Consider the following 18,870-nt stretch of genomic DNA (forward strand, 5'->3'; position numbering starts at 1 on the left):
TGGAATGGTAACGAAAGCCTTATTTTATGCATCAGATAATTAGAAGTGTTTTTTTGGTAGTTATGGCCTTAGCGGTACACTGCCCGATCCTATTGGCACAGCAATATAAGGTCTTCCAACTAGGAAGTTCCTCAGACAATGGTGATGGCTTTGCGCTTTATCCCGGCGGTTATGCGGATTTTATTGCCCGTGATTTTGGTTTCGAGGACCGGATGTTTTGGATCGGAAGAGACGATCCGCAAATAGACTTCCCGTACATCCTCCCAGGGCCAAAGGACGCTTGGGGCGGAACAGGACATACCGCAGGAATCCGCTCTCATTTTCTGAACCTCGCCTTTGAACTTGAAAGGGTCCAAGGAGCAACGGGTCAGCTTACGATAGACCTTGCAGATGCCGATTCGTTGCATGCAGTCCTATTGAAGGTCTCTGTCAATGGTAAAGGGTACCATTACCAATTAAAGCCAGGAAAGGGAGCAGCCCTTGGAAATAAAGGATCAGCAAAAGGGGAGGAACAGCTGGTCATCATTGATCTGCCCCAAGGGCTCTTGAAGAGTGGAATGAACAAAATTACGTTAACCAGCCTTGAAGGTAGTTGGTTGGCCTTTGATCAAGTGGCTCTTTTTGCTTCCAGGCCTTTGAGGGTGAAAAAAACGAAAATGGCAGTAGTGGGGGATATAAGTCCGGCTAACTATCAAACCAAAGGGGATTCTGGACTGAACCAACCGCTGTTGGTGCCCGCTTATCACCTTGAAGGATCTCCGAAGATTGCTGTTGAACTGGATGGTTCTGTAATCCTTCACCAACGTTTGGTGAAGGGGGAGTACTTGCTGGAAGCCCCCATGCCCGCTGTCCAAAAGGAGAAGGAAAGCCATTATAAGATCAAACTGGATGGAAGAACGGTAAAGGAGGGCACTGTCAAAAGAATGCCCCAAGTTACCGGAAAATGGAGTCAATACGTCAATACGCTCATCGGAGCAGGACATTCCAGGTGGATGATTGCACCTGGCCCTTGGATGCCTTTTGGAATGGTAAAGCTAAGCCCGGACAACCAGAACTCAGGTTGGCAGGCAGGCTATGATCCTACTTTCGAATCGATCGGTACCTTTAGCCATATCCACGAATGGACCATGGCCGGCTTGGGGACCTTTCCGACTACCGCAGGGCCTGTACAGACCGCCGTTGGTGACCAAAGCGATGTCCAGACGGGATACCGGTCCTCATTTGACAAACAAACAGAGCAGGCAGGAATTGGCATGTACAAAGTCCATTTGACTGACACTGATATCTGGGCTTCCCTGACAGCTACAGAAAGGGCGACGATGCAACTATATGAATACCGAAAAGGTGATCGCGGGCGGATCATGATCGACCTGGCCATTCCCTCTGAATACCGCTACCAGATAGAATCCTGCGAGATTACCCGTGTTTCCCCTACACGGATAGAAGGCAAAAGCCATCAGCTTACGCCAAATGCATGGTCCAAGGGAGTGGGACAGGACTATATCGTCCATTTTGTTATTGAATTTGACCGTCCTTTTGCCCGGTTTTCCCATTGGAAGGACGGTGAGATCCTTCATGGCACCGACCTGGTGGCCGAGGAGCCGAAGAATGCAGGTGCCTTTGTGGAATTTGACCTGCAAGATTCCCGTAGTGTGAAAATGAGAACGGGAATATCCTATGTGAGCATCGAGAATGCTGCTGAAAACCTATCAACGGAGATTTCCACGCCTTTCGGATGGGACTTTGACGCGGTAGTGGCCCATCAACGGGACACTTGGGACAACCTGCTCGGAAGACTCAAGGTGACCAGTAACGATGCAAGGGAAAAGGAACGCTTTTATACCAATATGTACAGGGCTTTGGCCAGCAGGAATACCTTTTCGGACGTAAACGGACAATGGAGGGATGCTGATGAGAAGGTCCAACAACTGGAGCGCCCGGATGACCTTGCCCTGGGCTGTGATGCCTTTTGGAATACGTTTTGGAACCTTAACCAGTTTTGGAACCTGGTCACACCCGACTGGAGCAATCGCTGGGTGCGGTCTCAGCTTGCTATGTACGACAATGCCGGGTGGCTGGCCAAAGGCCCTGCGGGAATGGAGTACATCCCCGTCATGGTGGCCGAGCATGAAATTCCCTTGATCGTAGGGGCCTACCAGATGGGGATCAGGGATTATGATGTGGAAAAAGCGTTGGAAGCTGTAGTGAAGATGCAGACCACAGAAGCTACAGAAGTGGGCGGAGGGTTTGCCGGAAACAGGGATTTGGAGCACTATCTTGAACATGGTTATGTGCCGTATGATCTGGGAAGGTTTTCCAATTCCCTGGAATACAGTTTTGATGACTGGACCGTTGGACAGTTTGCCAAATCCCTCGGGAAGGCCTCCATCTTTGAAGCGTTTGACAAAAGAGGGGCTTGGTGGAAGCATGTTATTGATCCCGAATCAGGCTATGCAAGGATGAAAAATGCCAAAGGAGAATGGCTGGAAGATTTTGATCCGTTTCGCTCAGGTGCCAACCACCATTATGTGGAAGGAAATGCCTGGCAGCTCACCTTTTTTGTTCCCCAGGATGTACCAGGGCTAATGGACGCCGTAGGAAAACAGAAATTCCTCGAAAGACTGGAATGGGGTTTTTCGGAAAGCGATAGATGGCGGTTTAACGGCCCCAATGACCAATACTGGGATTATCCCGTGGTGCAGGGAAACCAACAGTCCATGCATTTTGCCTTTCTTTTCAATTATGCTGGCAAGCCTTGGCTGACCCAGAAATGGAGCAGGGCCATCATGGAACGGTATTATGGCCATGGCGTTACCAATGCCTATTTGGGAGATGAGGATCAGGGCCAGATGAGTGCCTGGTTTATCATGGCCTCCCTTGGTCTTTTCCAAGTGGACGGAGGAACAAGAGCAGCCCCTATCTACGAAATAGGCAGTCCACTTTTCCGACAAGTGGAAATTGATCTTGGCAATCGGTTTGGCAGAGGGGAGACCTTTACCATCAGGGCCATCAATGCCGACAGGAAGAATATTTACGTACAAAAAGCCACCCTCAACGGCAAACCGCTCAACCGTTTTTGGTTTGATGCGGCAGCGCTTCTCAAGGGAGGGGAATTGGTACTGGAGATGGGAGATGCCCCGAACAAGGAATGGGGAAATACTATTCTGCCCTATTGAGGGCGGCAAAGTACCCACAAATTTGTAATCAACGTTGAACAACAATAACCCAAAATTTTCATGAAAAACTACCTGGCATTGGCCGTATTCCTAATATTTGCACTAAAGGTCCATGGGCAAAACAGTGGGGGGGATGATGACAACCTTTCGAATAATATTGCAAACAATGAAAAATTCGAGGAAGTAAAGAAAATGGCCTTAAAAGTAGTCTCCGAAGGATTCAATGCCGGCGATGGATACCGGGAGGTCTGGATCAGGGATTACAATACTTTTATTAATATTGCCACCAAGGTATACCCAAAGGAAACACTAAGGGAAAACCTGTTGGTTTTTTTCAGGATGCAGGGAGATGATGGGAATATCATAGATGGCTTTACCCCAGTGGCATCCATAGGGGAAGACGACTCAGATTTTAGTTATTCGGAACTGGAACCAAGGTATGCAGGCCACAAAAATACCGTGGAGACCGACCAAGAGACTTCTTTGGTGCAAACAGTCTACAAGTACATCAAGGCCACGGGTGATTTCTCACTGCTTTCAGAAAAGGTGGGGGACAAAACGGTGGCCGAACGGTTGGAATGGTCCATGGATTATTTGATGGATTACCGCTTTGATCGGGAGCATGGCCTGCTTTGGGGAGCGACCACTGCCGATTGGGGAGATGTACAGCCAGAGCATGGATGGGGAGTGGATATTGATGAAAGCACCCATAGGGCCATTGATATTTATGATAATGCCATGATGGTCATTGCTTTGGCTAACCTGATGGATATAATGCCCGAAAGCAGTAAAAAGTGGGCTCCCATTAAGGTGCAATTGGAAAAAAATATCAGAAAGCACCTTTGGGACACTGAAGGACAAAAGTTCATTCCCCATATCTATCTGGAAGGTTCCCCGTTTCCAGAGGACTTCAAGGAGAATGAGATTTTTTATTTCGGGGGCACAGCGATAGCCATCGAAGCGGGATTGCTGTCACAAGAGGAAATCGAACATTCCCTGGATCATATGGTTTCGAGGGTAAAACAGGCAGGTGCACCTTCCATAGGATTGACACTATATCCTCCGTATCCAGCGGGCTTTTTTGCCAATAAGATCATGAATCCGGAGTATAGTTACCAAAACGGAGGCGACTGGACTTGGTTTGGAGGGAGGATGATCCTGGAACTGGTGAAAAATGGATTCGTTGAGGAAGCCTACAGGGAAATACAGCCAATGGTGGACAGGGTGATTGACAACAATGGCTTTTACGAGTGGTATTCGGTCGATAACCAGCCACGGGGGTCAGGAACTTTCAGGGGAAGTGCAGGGGTGCTCTATGATGCCATAGTGGCCTTACAGCAATCCATCAAAATAAAAAAATAGGGCAATGGAAAGACCGATAATATTGCCTGATACGGAGAAATCGCTGCAGGTTGGAGTGGACATTGGTGGAAGCCATATTAGCACTTGCCTTTTTGATGGTCAGCGTGCGGAGCTACTGCTGGAGTCAATGACCACACGACATCCCGATCCAAATGGAACAGCCAACGAACTCATAGGCGTATGGGCCGAGGCCATTGAGTGTACCATAAAACAATCCAATAGACCGATAGGAGGGATTGGGATTGCCGTTCCAGGGCCATTTGATTATGCACAAGGGATCAGCCTGATCACCGGGGTAAATAAATTCGAATGTATATATGGAGTCAATATCAAAGAGGAACTTTCCCATCGGCTTAAGCTGGAAAAATCCCAAATAAGATTTGTGAATGATGCAGCGGCATTTGGTATTGCAGTGACCAAGGTTGGCCTTGCCAAAAACGTGGATCGCTGTGTGGCCTTGACTTTGGGAACAGGGTTGGGATCTTCATTTTTGGTTGCTGGGGTACCGGTAATATCAGGCGATGAGGTACCGGAAAATGGATGGCTATATAATGGTGAATTTCAAGGGGAAATGGCAGATGACCATTTTTCAGCCCGTGGTTTGGTGAAGTGCTACCAGTCCCTGGGAGGCAGGGAAGCTTCTACTGCTCTGGACGTTTTTAACCTTGCCAAGTCTGATCGATTGGCCCAAAAAGCCTTTGAATTGTTTGGAAGTAGATTGGGCAGTTTCCTGGATCCATATATCCAAAAGTTCGGTGCCCATATACTTGTATTGGGGGGAAATCTATCACGGTCTTTCCCTCTCTTTGAGCAGTATTTGCGCAAGGAATTGTCTATAGACAGCGTGGTGGTTTCCGCCATCATAGATCACGCTCCGTTGATCGGTGGAGCCATGCTTTTTGAAGAGGAATATTATGAGGATTTAGCTAGGGTAATAAATAAGATGAAATGAAAGATATTAGTTCACAAACACTGCCATATGGTAAAATTGTACCGGTGCTGCTGAGTTTTGTGGTAATGGGATTTGTTGATATTGTCGGGGTTTCGACAGGGTACGCCCAGAAGGAGTTTGACCTCAGCCCAGAAATGGCTCAATTGATCCCTTCCATGGTATTCGTCTGGTTTTTTGTGCTGTCGGTTCCCATTAGCATACTCCAGAACAGGGTGGGGAAACGAAAGGTACTGCTTGCCGGAATTGGTGCTACAGCAATTGGAATGGCCATACCATTTGTCAGTTTTAGTTACGGGGTATTCCTTTGCTCTTTTGTGTTACTTGGAATTGGAAATACCTTAATCCAGGTTTCTTCCAATCCGTTGTTGAGGGAGGTGGTGACGGCAGAGAAGTATCCCAGTATCCTAAGCGTGTCCCAATTTATGAAGGCCATTAGCTCCTTGTTGGGCCCTGTGCTAGTGGCTATTTTGGTAGCAAGGACCGGCAATTGGAAGAATGTGTTTTTGGTATATGGTGTGGTGGCAATCTGTGCCGGGGCATGGCTGGCAAGAACCCCCATAAAGGAAACCCATGAGCAAGCTTCGGCGGGATTTAAGGATTGTTTTCGGCTGTTGAAAGATCCAGTGATTGCCTTTATGGTGTTTGCCATATTTTTGACCGTTGGGATTGATGTGGGAATGAACACCAATATCCAGGGACTCTTGGTTTCCAAATATGAACTTACGCTGGAGGATGCCTCCCTGGGAATCAGCCTATATTTCTTCTCCTTGCTGGTCAGCCGTTTACTGGGAGCGGTGATCTTGGGCAAAATGAGCCATATAAAGTTTCTCAAATGGTCTGGATGGCTTACCGTGGTCGCATTTGTATGCCTGATGGTGTCTCCCAGCCTTGAAACGACCTTGGCTTCCATCATCCTGGTGGGACTGGCTTCGGCTAATCTTTTTCCACTGATCTTTGCCTTGACCATCAACAGGACCCCTGAAAGGAGCAATGAAATATCAGGGCTGATGACCATGGCGATTGTTGGTGGGGCGGTCGTTCCGTTCATCATGGGACTGATCCAGAAATCAGCAGGAGTGGACCTGGTATTTCTCGTTCCCGCAATGGCGGCAGTGGTACTGTCGTTTTCCTACCGGAAATTCGTTAAATAATGTAGCAAGAAGTGACTCCTTCCATTAAACCTGAGCTTGATTTAAAAACCGTCATCGCGAACGGAGTGAAGCGATCCCGTATCTGAAAACGAGATTGCCGCGTCGCAAGCTCCTCGCTATGACGTTTAACTAGCCGGGATTGCTTCACTCCGCTACCGCTGCGTTCGCAATGATGGATTGATATCTATTTTATGGTCGAACTCCGGTATTGATTTTGGCTTACCGGTGGGATGACCAGATGAATCAATAAGTGGATTTAATGACAATTTGATTAATTTTGTTTTTGGTTGCAGTCCCAAGGACGGCGGATAATTTAAATTAAACAGCATCAAGAAGCCTATGGAGGTAAGGGGATTTAAACTGGAACATAAAAGTGCTATTCCATATCATGTGCAGCTGGAGAAATATTTGCGGGAGCTGATCAAATTGAAGGAGTATGCATCGGGAGAGTCTTTTCTTCCCAAGGAAGAAAGTTTGGCCAAACGATTCGGTATTTCCCGTAACACAGTCAGACAAGCAATCGACAAGCTGGTCCAGGACGGATTGATCGAAAGAAAAAGGGGGGTTGGCTCAAAAGTGGTTGCCCAAAATATAGCCACAAGACTGGACCAATGGATATCCTTTACCAAAGAGATGAAGGATAAGGGGATCGAGGTGGTTGAATATGCTGTAAAGGTCGGGTTTGTTTTGCCGGATAAGGAAATTGCCAAGGCGCTTAACCTTTCGTCTGAGGCAGAAGTTTGCCGGTTGGAAAGAATAAGGGGAGCAAAAGACGCCAAGTATCTATTCAGTATTTCCTATTTTCATCCAAGAATAGGCTTGACCGGAAAAGAGAATTTTTACCAACCGCTCTACGAAATGCTGGAGAGGGAATGCCATGTTATTGTTGCGGTTTCCAAAGAGAAATTAAAGGCCATCGCCGCTCCACAACCCATAGCAAAAGCGCTGGATATTAAGAAAGGCGATCCGGTTTTGAAACGTGAAAGGGTAGTCCTTGACCAGGGTGACCGGCCTGTAGAATATAATTTGGTTTATTATTCCACCGATTATTTTTCCTATGACATTGATATTAAAAGGGAGCTGTAGTAATCTTTCTATTCGCTGAATGGTCTTTAAGAAGGCCAGGGCAAACGCATTTACCAAGCATAAGGAGAATTAATGGTTTTATGAATAACAGGGCTAATTGCCGATCCTCAAGGCAGGGAATCGCTTTTGGATGAGCGATTGCGTATTCCACTAGCTACGCCATTCTGACAATGCCTTTGTCCCCGATATCCACCGGGGCAGGCTATTCCGATCCCGATACATCGGGAAGGAATCTCTTATTTAAAATCATTGGCATACGAGTAAAGAATTTACTTTCGAACGAAATTCGTCAAAATCTACCCCCTAAATCCCCTAAAGGGGACTTTCTGATCATTCATTCAGAGGACGGGGTAGATTTAGGAAATCCAAAAAATCTTTTCTCTTTCCGTTTAAACCTACCTTTCAGCGTATGTGAAATTTAGTCGGACGATAGTAATTTAAAATTGAGATCCCTCCTCAAGTCGGGATGACAACGAATTATAAATTGTGATTTATACAACATTGTTTTTAGATCATTCCTCTGAAAGGGGTGTTTAATCCAGCCCAATAGGTAATAGAGGGACTACCTGTGGCCTGTAATCCCAGCTAAAAACCTTCCCGTGCATATGTTTGGTAGATAGAAGAACTAAGTTGGGCTTTCAGCCTTAATGGCTACAAGCAACTTTCTGATAATAGAGCTCACTAACAGGGGATTAGGTGGTTGGTGACTATTCCTCGTCCAAGGATCAATCCTTGGACGAGGAAAACACGGCTAGATTTAGCAACCCCAAAAGGATCGATTTTTATATATGTGTATTCGTAATGTTGCACGTAACCAAATTCAATACTGTTTTTGCTATATTAATCTTTCCTACTTTTTATTCAGGTATTGGACTGACTTTCAAATATGATCAAAAGCTTTCTTTAAATAGAAATTTGAGGGTTTTATTCCAATCCCTAAAATGACCCCTAAAGGGGAGCTTTAGAAAATCCCCTTTAGGGGTGTAAACAGTTGATTTTTTCAATTTTACCATTGTTTTCTCGGACGCCAGTATTTAATAATTGTAAAACACTATAATATTATTAAATTTGTTTAAACATATGCACATATATAATATCGCTTGGTGTATCTATAATTAGATCATATACTATTACAGGACAATAAACCATTGTAAGAATGAAAAATACAATAAATTTTGGGGTTTTGCTGTTGGCATACATGCTGTTTGGTACGGCTTGTAATTCATCTACAGATGTACAGGAAGGGGAGCAACCTGATGGAGATTCATTGCTAGAATTAGTAGACCCTAACATAGGATCAGTACATAGTCGTTGGTTTTTTTATACACCCGGAGCCTTGCCATTTGGGATGGCTAAACTCGGACCGTCCACCAATGGAAGTTATGGGAATAAAAGTGGCTGGGAAGCGGTAGGCTATGATGGCAGGCATGAGAGTATTGAAGGGTTTGCCAATTTGCATGAATTTCAGATCGGTGGGTTTCTTTTTACAGCCACGACAGGTAAGTTGTATACAGTTCCAGGGACCCTGGAAAAACCCGATGAAGGGTACCGTTCCCGGTTTGATAAAGAAGATGAGGTGGCCACTCCCGGCTATTATAGGGTTAAGCTAAAGGACTATGATGTCACCGCTGAATTGACCGCGACCGAAAGAGTAGGATTTCATAAATATACGTTCCCAAAAACTGACAGTGCTCACATCATTCTGGACATCGGGAATCAACTCGGGGAAAGTGGTAAAGTAAAAGATGCCGCTGTTACTTTTAATGATGACAATACCATCGAAGGATGGGTGATTACCTATCCTGAATATGTGAAAAAGTACCAGCCCGATGGTGAAGTGAAAATTTATTTTTCAGCTGTAATAAACAAAACACCCAAATCGGTAGGTGCTTTTAATGGTAATGACAGAAAGGAAAATCAACAGAGCACGACTGGAATAGGGTCCGGGCTGTATATGGCCTTCGATACCCAGGAGGGAGAGTCCATAGAAATGAAAGCCGGGTTTTCTTACACCTCTCTGGAAAACGCAAAAAAGAACTTGCTTGCTGAAGCAAAGGACCTTGATTTCGAACAAGCCAAAACACTGGCCCAGAAAAAATGGAAGGAGGAACTTGGTAAAATCAAGATATCCGATCCTTCTAAGGAGAACAAAGTTAAGTTTTATACCGGACTGTACCATGCGCTTTTGGGAAGGGGACTGGCCAGCGATGTAAACGGTCAATTCCCCGAAAATGACGGGTCTATCGGACAAATACCGCTGGATGAAAATGGCGATCCGGAATTTAAATTTTACAATACAGATTCTGTTTGGGGTGCATTTTGGAACCTTACCCAATTGTGGACCCTGGTTTGGCCGGAATATTACAACGATTTTGTGCAGAGCCATTTGGCCGTTTACAAAAACTCGGGATGGATGAGTGACGGGTTGGCCAATAGTAAATATGTTTCCGGTGTGGGGACCAACTTTGTAGGACTCGTCATTGCAGCGGCTTACCAAGCCAATATCAGGGACTATGATGTGGAATTGGCCTTTAAAGCAGCTTATGAAAATGAAGTAAAATATGAAAACAGAAATGAGGGAGCGGGTAAAACAGATCTTCAGCCTTTTGTCGAAAATGGTTTTATTCCCTATCAGCCAGGTTGGGATACTTCACCGGAAGGTTCTGCATTTTCTGTTTCACATGCTCTGGAGTATAGCTTTAGCAGTTACGCCGTTGCCCAATTTGCAAAAGCCCTGGGGAAGGATGCAGCGTATGAAGAGTTGATGAAATTATCCCGGAACTGGGAAAAAGTGTATGATGAAGAAATAGATTTTGTACGACCAAGATTGGCCTCCGGAGATTTTATTCAGGATTTTGACCCTTTTGCTCCCTGGGTTGGATTTCAGGAGGGCAATGCGTGGCAATATACTTTTTACGTTCCCCATACCCCTGAAGCATTGGTGGAAAAAATGGGAGATGAAAAATTTGTCAGCAGGTTGGATTCTATTTTTACCGTTTCCGAAAAAACAGGATTCGGGGGGGAAGATATCGATGCTTTTGCCGGCTTAAGCTATTTATATAACCAAGGTAACCAGCCCAATTTGCATATTCCCTGGCTCTTTAATTTCACGAGTCAACCCTGGTTAACCCAGAAATGGGTGAGACGCATCTGTGATGTGTTTTATGGTGTGGAAGAAATACATGGTTATGGTTTAGGTCAGGATGAAGATCAGGGGCAGTTGGGTGCTTGGTATGTAATGTCTTCCATAGGCCTGTTTGATGTCAAAGGTTTGGTAGAAACGCAGCCCTCCTTTCAATTTGGCAGTCCCTTATTTGATGAAGTGGAAATTACGACTGCCAGTGGCAAGACCATTCGGATTACTACCAAAAATAACCAGGAAGGCAATGTTTTCATTCAATCCATAAATTTAAACGGCAAGCCTTACACTCAATCCCATATAGGACTCGATAAATTAAGGGCTGGAGCTCACCTGGAAATAGGCTTGGGCAATACTCCCAACAAAACCCTTTTTGAAGATTTATAGCCAATATTAATAACCTGAGCTCGATTTATAATACCGTCACTGCAAGCCTGCTTGGCATCTGAACAAGCTTGCTTGGCATCTGAACAAGCTTGCTTGGCATCTGAACAAGCTTGCTTGGCATCTGAACAAGCTTGCTTGGCATCTGAACAAGCTTGCTTGGCATCTGAACAAGCTTGCTTGGCATCTGAACAAGCTTGCTTGGCATCTGAACAAGCCTGCTTGGCATCTGACAAGCTTGCTTGGTGCCAAACAGTGTGTAAGAGGGGAGGTGCGGAAGGAGACGCATCTCCTTCCGCACTATCCATTACAAAAGGGTCTGCCTAGTACAGACAAGGGGCAAGTGGTATTTCTGGGGGCGGGGTAAGGTTTTTATTTATTTGGTATGTCGCCACGAAGTCGCCAAGGCACGAAGTGTTTTGTAGGAGTATCCCAAATTTCTTGGAAAACAAACAGCTTTGGAGCTTTGTGGTTTACCATATCGTATTCGTCACCAAGCTGCCCCACCTAACGGCGGGACAGACCAATTGGCGTTGATATACCACTTAATAGAAAAGAACTAACGCTCTATGCCGCCCGTACTTTAACGAGTGTCGAGTTAAAAACTCACTGCTCATGGTTCCGCAGCACAGCTGTCGGAACAACAGGTGGCCTGTTTTTTTGCCATCAAGGCTCGAAGTCACGGTCCAAGCAATATTTCTGGGGGATGAGCGATTTCCAGGTGATTTTGGTAAGCATAATTCTCTTTAATTAAGCAATAGGAATGCGTGCTCCAGTATAAAAAAATCAGCGCAAATCTTATTAATCAGCGCCATCTGCGTGCTATCGAAACCAACCCTAATCCCCCAACTTTTCCGCTTGACCGACTATTTGACCAACTGCGATGGAGGAGGCTTGAAATTGTTCCTGAGGTTGCCCGTGAATTTTAACAGTATCCAAGAGCCCAGTTTGGGAAGGGTACGTTTTGTATGTACAACAAAACGTACACCCATTGGAACGATCAACTTTTTGAACAATATCCACGATTTATCATGTTCTGTGACATTGGTTTTGGCGGGAATAATGTGGAGTTGAATATAAGGTCATATTATTCTAATAGAGGATAAGATTATTTAATTCTGATCGCTTAATAGTAATGGTTTTACTTATTCTAAACTCCTTTTAAGCGGATCATAAGACATCCAGTCTACCTCCATTTCGTAAGGTTGTAAGGGTTTTTCAATAGCTTGTGGATTCGTTTCAACTGGCCATTTGTCTGTATGCCAAAAATTCATCCGGTAATGCGTTCGGTTTTGTGGTATGCCCCTTTTGGATCCCTGGTAATCCCACAATACTACCTTTTCACCACTGTCGGGATGAATAATCCACCAACGGATTCGATCCTCAAACCAATCAAAGCCGTAGGTATAAAAGGTAGAAGAAGCATCAAAGTCCGGAATGGCCGCAATGGTTTCCGGCTGGTTTTGTTTACCGGTTAGGGGGGTACGTGTACCTGTATGACCTTCTCTATAGGTCGTTTCATAGATTATTCCTTTGGCCAGGTTGATGGTTCTGCCAATTCGTTTTAACGCTCCGGAATGCCCTCCCGTCCATGTCCCTATATAAATAACAGTAGGGTCAGCAGGGAGCCATTCAAAGTCAATTTCACTCAGTCCGGCCAAACTGTCTTCATGGTAAGTGAAATAACCTACCACTGCTCCGATATTCGGCTGAATATCCCTTACTTCTGGAACTTTCAACCGCGCTGAATAGGTGCCAAAATGCGTAAAGTCTTTTGAGATAATTTCAGGTCCACGTCCTGCACCGGCACTATCCTCCGGATCTATTTTAAAGGAAAGAATTTTAGTATCCGGCTCTGATGGAGAGTTCACACCTAGCTCGTATTTAAAGCTGGCTTTGGTTCCGGTGGAGCCATACCTAAAGTAGTTTGAAGCAGGATCTTCAAAATTCTCGACAAATGAACGGTGATTATTATCAGATTGAGAAATGGCAAGAAAAGGAATGAAAAGTAATATTGCCAATAAAATGTGTTGATTCATAGTTGGTGCCAGTTGATTTCGGAAACCAATATACAAAAAGAAGAGTAGGTTATTAACGTCAGTTCGACGATAATGGTTTTTGTCATTAAGACTGTCCACGACTTTGCACATGGCAAACGGATTTACCAAGCATAAGGAGAATTAATGGATTTATGAATACCAGGCCTAATTGCCGATCCTCAAGGCAGGGAAATCGCTTTTGGATGAGCGATTGCGTATTCCACTAGCTACGCCATTCTAACAATGCCTTTGTCCCCGATATCCACCGGGCAAGCTATTCCGATCCCGATACATCGGGAAGGAATCTCTTATTTAAAATCATTGGCATACGAGTAAAGAATTTACTTTCGAACGAAATTCGTCAAAATCTACCCCCTAAATCCCCTAAAGGGGACTTTCTGATCATTCATTCAGAGGACGGGGTAGATTTAGGAAATCCAAAAAATCTTTTCTCTTTCCGTTTAAACCTACTTTTCAGCGTATGTGAAATTTAGTCGGACGACAGTAATTTAAAATTGAGATCCCTCCTCAAGTCGGGATGACAACGAATTAGAAATTGTGATTTATACAACATTTTTTTTAGAACACTCCCCTGATAGGGGTGCTTAATCCAGCCCAATGAAACGCATTGAGCCAATAGGTAATAGAGGGACTACCTGTGGCCTGTAAGGCCAGCTAAAAATCTTCCCGGTTAAACCTAAGTTTGATTATGGATACAATATCATTCCATATAGCGAGGAGCCTGCGACGTGGCAATCTGGTATTAAGAAAACGAGATTGCTTCACTCCATTCGTAATGGTTTCTAAACCCAGGTTAAAGGTATTCCCGTGCATATTGTTTGACTTGATGGAAGAACTGAGCTAGGCTTTCAGCCTGCGTTAGCGGAATGTTTTTGGGCTTATGCCCCAAGACCCTGCCTTGGGTTAATGTCAGGAAGGCTTTCAGCCTTAATGGCTACAAGCGATTTTCTGATAATAGGGGATTAGGTGGGATTTAACCATTCCTTGTCTAAGGATGGATCCTTTGACGAGGAAAACACGGCTAGATTTAGCAACCCCAAAGAGATTGATTTTTTTAAATGTGTTTGCCCTGCGGCTTTGCACGTAGGCTTGGAGAAATGAAATTTTCATCAATGGAAAAGAACAGCAAAAACAATTTTCCTTAGTATGTGCCATGAGAATACATCGTGATCACTTCGCTTTGCTCGTGATGACATATTTTGAGACAGCCTCTTTTTCAGTTTCTATAAGGTTATTTTTTGAATTTGGTGAAATTTACTATATTTGATTTGGCAATAGCCATTTTTTAACAAACAACACTACTACTCAACATGCAACCACACACTCACCGCGCCGTGGCCATGGCGTTTTCAAGGCATTCATTTGCCATCCATTTATTGGACAGAGGGACGGATTTACGTTATATTCAACAATTGCTGGGGCATCACAGTCCCAACACAACGGCGATATACACGCACGCGTCCACCAAAAATTTGCAAAACATCAAAAGTCATTTTGACCAACTGACAAACGATAATCAACTGGATATTAACTATTTAAAAAACAAGTAACCAATGGCGTATATACTCCAATAGAGTATATTAAGACGTTGGCAACAAGCTAAAGAAACATCGTGCTGAAATTAAAAATTCTGTAAAATGACAAAAATTATTTCAAGCCCAAATTGAGGAAACTCACCAAAAATGGAATTTCTAAAAGAATTCAATATTTCTTTTGCAAAAGGAAAGGTGGAATTTATTATCGAAACCGTATCTGATGATATTGTTTGGAAATATTATTGGCGACAAAAAAGTCGAAGGAAAAGAAACATTTACCGTGGAATTGGAAAAAATGAAATCCGAAAAGGCGACCGAATTAATAATCGACCAAATTTTATCGCACGGAAAGAAAGGAGCTACAAACGGAATTATGAAAATGGAAAATGGAAAAAAATATGCGTTTTCGGACTTTTACAAATTTAAAGGTGCAAAAGGCGAAAAAATTATATCAATAACATCGTACGTAATCGAAATTTAAACACATCGGAAAAAGACACAACAATGAACAAAATATTTGAGACTTACCGACCAAAAGGATTTGGAACTATGAATGGATATTTATTCGTGGAAAACCCAAAAGAATTGATTGATTTTCTTAAAAATGCATTCTATGCAGAGGAATTGAACCGTTCTACTAATCCAAAAAATGGCGACATTGCAAACGTGATTTTAAAAATCGGTAGTTCCTGTTTTATGATAAGCCAAGCAAGAGGCCAATTTTTAAATATGCGCACGGCATTTTATTTATATGTCGAAAATGTTGACGAAATCCATAAAAGAGCCGTGGAATATGGAGCTAAAGTCGAGTTTGAGCCAGCAGATATGGATTATCAAGACCGACAATCAGGAATAATTGACCCAAGCGGAAATTATTGGTGGATATCAAAACGACTTGTAGAAAAAGGCTACAATGAATAGTGAGTTAAAACCAACAGAACGGAAAAGCCAGTTGCCAACAACGTATATAAAACATAGTGGGAGTCGTTGCTAACACGAAGGTTCGGGCATTTTTGGCAAGTCGCCAAATTTTTAAATTTGACGAATTGCCAAAAATAAAATAATTAGTAAAATTTAAAAATTCGGCTTGTGCTTAACCGAAACGAAACTGCCTATTTTCTGCACTATGTTTCATATACAAGACCGTTGGGCACAATATGAAAAACTATGTTTGGAAAAAGGAAGATAGAAGTTAATGCCATTCAAGATTCTGATTTGGAAGAAGCTTTGAAGAAAACTGATCAGTTTGAAGATTTAATAGAGGGAAATATTAAATGTCGATCATGTAATACAATTATTACTGAAAAGAATATTGGAGTTATACAGCCTGAAAGTATAGGTATGAAACTTAAAATTACATTTTATTGCGAAAAAATTGACTGTGTTGATGAGTTCAAAAGAAGATTAAATGAATAAAGTGACAGATAAACTCTTTGATTTTTTAAATTTATTTGGCTTTTCATCAGCCTTAGTTATAATAGTCGTACTTGTAATAACTATTGCTGCTACGAAGCCAGAAAACTTTAAAATACTTTTTGGATATCTATGGCATTTGATAGCAGGTCCTTTTTCATTTTTTCGCAAGAAAGCAATCAGATTTCAAATTGAAGGACCTTTAACTAAAGCCTTAAAAAGAATTTCTAAGGAATTACCTGAAATGGATATTCCTGATTTGAAGATTAATTGGATCAGCTCTGACAATTTGCAAACAAAGTTGAAAGAAGGTAAGGCAATAATAAAGCTGAAATATGACAATGACAACTCAAGAAATATAATTAAAGCTACCTCAATCTATGTTAAAGATGCATTTTTAATAAATTCAAAACCCTATTTAAGTACCGATTTTGTTAAGGCGATTGATTTAACAGTAACAAAAAAAATACTTCTAAACGCCAACATTAAAAATAAGGGGAATATAATTCCTCTTTTTATAAATGAAAACAAAACTGAGAGTAACGAAATTTTCGAGAAATGTGAGAAACTTGAAGAAATAGATGATAACGGATTATTTACAAGAGTCATTTTAAGAGAACTAAATAATCTTGGAGAAAACCAATTTGGGAGAACGCCCAAATCTGAACATCACATTGAAAGTGAAGAATTTTTAGATTTTATTTATAATGTTGTAACACGAGAATATGATGACAATACACCACTAGTTTACAACAAAAGATATTTTAAGGTTGGCTTTTTACTTGTTGCTAAAGCTGAGACATATTTGAATTATGGACTTGAGCCATATTATCGTAGAATTCGACTCGGATTAGCGAGCGGTGTAAATGCATTTTATTTATTAGCACGATCAGAAAAAGTCGAAATCCTAGAAAAAGTAGCAAAAGAGTTATTAGGAACAGGTAATTTCATTTTAAGAAATACTCCGAGAGAATATATAGATACAAATAATAGAAAATGCATATGTTATTCTCTGGAAGTGAATTCAGATAGCATTTTATCAAGTACATTAGCTAGCATCGGAGAAGCTATCAAGGAAAAGTCAACAATTCATGGCGTTATTACATCAGTTAGAGAAAATCGGTTATTGATAGACATCAATGGATTATCTGGAGAAGTTAAACATCATAACTTAAGTGCTGGACAAATTACAGATGCCAGAAATTATTTTAAAGAGGGAAACGATATTGAGCTTGTTCCTCTCGAAATTCTTGAAGGAGGAACTGTTAACTTCAGCCTGAAGAATACGAAAAGTGATCCTGTAAATTTTGTTAAATCAGAATATGAAATAGGTAAAAAGATCAATGGTAGGGTAATTTACTGCGATGATAGTTTCATTAAATTAGATATTGGCAATCAAGTACTAGAAGGTATCGCATTTAGAAATGAGTTGACATTTAGTAAGTATATCTTCCTACATAAGAAGTTTGAACTTGATGAAGTATTTGAATTTATTATAAAGGATTACGACTTCACTCGCGGTAATATCATACTAGCTCTCAATGGCTTAAAAGATCCATGGGAAAATAAAAATTATAAAATAGGTCAAAAGGTGGAATTTACAATTATGCGTAAAGCAAAAAACGCATTGATTGGTGAAATCCAAGAAGGTATAGAAGCTTTAATACCAAAATACGAATTAGGTTGGACAGAAAAACAGCAGCAGTCTGAATTTGATAATGCATCATTAGGGGCATCTATATCTTCTACTATCCAAAATATTGAAGAAAAGTTATTAATTCTTTCAGCCAAACGGAACAAACCGAACCCGTATCAACAATACTTCGATATTAATAAGGATAAAATTGTAAAGTTTATTGTAACCGATATAAATGAATATGGTATTAATGGACTCATCAATAATCTTAAAATATATATTCCAAAATATGAAATATCTTGGAATGGTAAGACTTTTAAATATTATGTAAATCAATCCTATAAAGTATTTATTAAAGATATTGGGAAGAACCATGATAAGTTAATTGGTTCCTTCAAGCCTATTTTGAAACATCCTCTTGATGATTTCAGTAAAAAGTTTTCAGAAGGTCAAGTGCTGAAAGACCTTAAAATAAAGCAAGTATTCGATTGGGGGATCATTTATAATATTTCTTATAAGAATCAGAATATAGATGGTCTTTTATTAAAAAAAGGCATCAGTAATACTTGCTTTATTGAGGAAATAAAACCCTTGTCTAGTTTTCTGAATGACATTCCATTAAAGATATCTGAGATCAATTTTGAACAAAACAGGGTGATTTTAAGTCTGAGTGAATTAACAAGAAATAACATTGACAGACTTGATCAATTTAGATACGAAGATGATTACAAAGCATTTGTGGTAGGTAAAAAACATAATGATTTTGGTGTTATTGTCCCCAATTTTTGGATTGAAGGAATTTTAGAAACAGATATACCTCAAAATATTGGATCAGTAATTTCTGTCAGACCGTCAAAAATTGATGAAAAAGAAATAATCTTTACTGTAGAATAAGTAAATGTGCCCAACATTATATATGAAATCATAGCCGCGCAAGGCAAATACACAAACCAAAGCTACAGATTCATATATTGAA

The 18,870-nt window shown here is 41.8% G+C and carries 13 protein-coding genes; 11 read left to right on the forward strand and 2 right to left on the reverse strand.

Annotated features, from left to right (window positions below):
• The first annotated feature begins 26 nt into the window (after positions 1-26).
• The 6 genes from FKX85_RS14815 (at position 27) to FKX85_RS14840 (ending at position 11,253) form a co-directional block, all read left to right on the forward strand.
• Positions 27-3,176, forward strand: a complete 3,150-nt coding sequence (locus tag FKX85_RS14815) for a GH92 family glycosyl hydrolase (protein WP_141615478.1) — start codon at positions 27-29, stop codon at positions 3,174-3,176.
• A gap of 60 nt (positions 3,177-3,236) precedes the next feature.
• Complete coding sequence (locus tag FKX85_RS14820; protein ID WP_141615479.1) at positions 3,237-4,538, forward strand: GH36-type glycosyl hydrolase domain-containing protein; 1,302 nt, start codon at positions 3,237-3,239, stop codon at positions 4,536-4,538.
• 4 nt (positions 4,539-4,542) lie between these two features.
• A complete protein-coding gene (locus tag FKX85_RS14825; RefSeq protein ID WP_141615480.1) occupies positions 4,543-5,490 on the forward strand; it encodes an ROK family protein in 948 nt (315 codons plus the stop codon).
• A complete protein-coding gene (locus tag FKX85_RS14830) occupies positions 5,487-6,641 on the forward strand; it encodes an MFS transporter (protein WP_210416861.1) in 1,155 nt (384 codons plus the stop codon). Before FKX85_RS14825 ends, FKX85_RS14830 begins: the two co-directional genes overlap by 4 nt.
• A 339-nt stretch (positions 6,642-6,980) precedes the next feature.
• The gene (locus FKX85_RS14835) at positions 6,981-7,727 is read left to right on the forward strand and encodes a GntR family transcriptional regulator (protein ID WP_141615481.1); all 747 of its coding nucleotides are present in this window, start codon (positions 6,981-6,983) and stop codon (positions 7,725-7,727) included.
• A gap of 1,156 nt (positions 7,728-8,883) precedes the next feature.
• Complete coding sequence (locus FKX85_RS14840) at positions 8,884-11,253, forward strand: GH92 family glycosyl hydrolase (protein WP_210416862.1); 2,370 nt, start codon at positions 8,884-8,886, stop codon at positions 11,251-11,253.
• Here FKX85_RS14840 and FKX85_RS14845 read toward each other — a convergent pair.
• Positions 11,196-11,558 (reverse strand): hypothetical protein, encoded by a 363-nt coding sequence (locus FKX85_RS14845; protein ID WP_141615482.1) that lies wholly within the window; start codon positions 11,556-11,558, stop codon positions 11,196-11,198. The two genes, FKX85_RS14840 and FKX85_RS14845, sit on opposite strands and share 58 nt — an antisense overlap.
• 837 nt (positions 11,559-12,395) lie before the next feature.
• Positions 12,396-13,289 carry a glycoside hydrolase family 16 protein gene (locus FKX85_RS14850; protein ID WP_141615483.1) on the reverse strand — a complete coding sequence of 298 codons (894 nt, stop codon included), beginning with the start codon at positions 13,287-13,289 and terminating at the stop codon, positions 12,396-12,398.
• A 1,361-nt stretch (positions 13,290-14,650) separates the two neighbouring features.
• Here FKX85_RS14850 and FKX85_RS14855 point away from each other — a divergent pair.
• The 5 genes from FKX85_RS14855 (at position 14,651) to FKX85_RS14875 (ending at position 18,788) form a co-directional block, all read left to right on the forward strand.
• Positions 14,651-14,860: a tyrosine-type recombinase/integrase gene (locus FKX85_RS14855; protein WP_317130680.1), complete on the forward strand. Its 210-nt coding sequence runs from the start codon at positions 14,651-14,653 to the stop codon at positions 14,858-14,860.
• Between the two features lie 205 nt (positions 14,861-15,065).
• A complete protein-coding gene (locus FKX85_RS14860) occupies positions 15,066-15,326 on the forward strand; it encodes a hypothetical protein (protein ID WP_229239637.1) in 261 nt (86 codons plus the stop codon).
• Between the two features lie 23 nt (positions 15,327-15,349).
• Positions 15,350-15,766: a VOC family protein gene (locus FKX85_RS14865; RefSeq protein ID WP_141615485.1), complete on the forward strand. Its 417-nt coding sequence runs from the start codon at positions 15,350-15,352 to the stop codon at positions 15,764-15,766.
• 246 nt (positions 15,767-16,012) lie between these two features.
• Positions 16,013-16,261, forward strand: a complete 249-nt coding sequence (locus tag FKX85_RS14870; RefSeq protein ID WP_141615486.1) for a hypothetical protein — start codon at positions 16,013-16,015, stop codon at positions 16,259-16,261.
• Complete coding sequence (locus tag FKX85_RS14875; protein WP_141615487.1) at positions 16,254-18,788, forward strand: hypothetical protein; 2,535 nt, start codon at positions 16,254-16,256, stop codon at positions 18,786-18,788. The genes FKX85_RS14870 and FKX85_RS14875 overlap by 8 nt, the downstream gene beginning before the upstream one ends.
• Positions 18,789-18,870: the final 82 nt, after the last annotated feature.

It is taken from the genome of Echinicola soli (assembly GCF_006575665.1).
In the GTDB taxonomy this organism is placed as follows: Bacteria; Bacteroidota; Bacteroidia; order Cytophagales; family Cyclobacteriaceae; genus Echinicola; species Echinicola soli.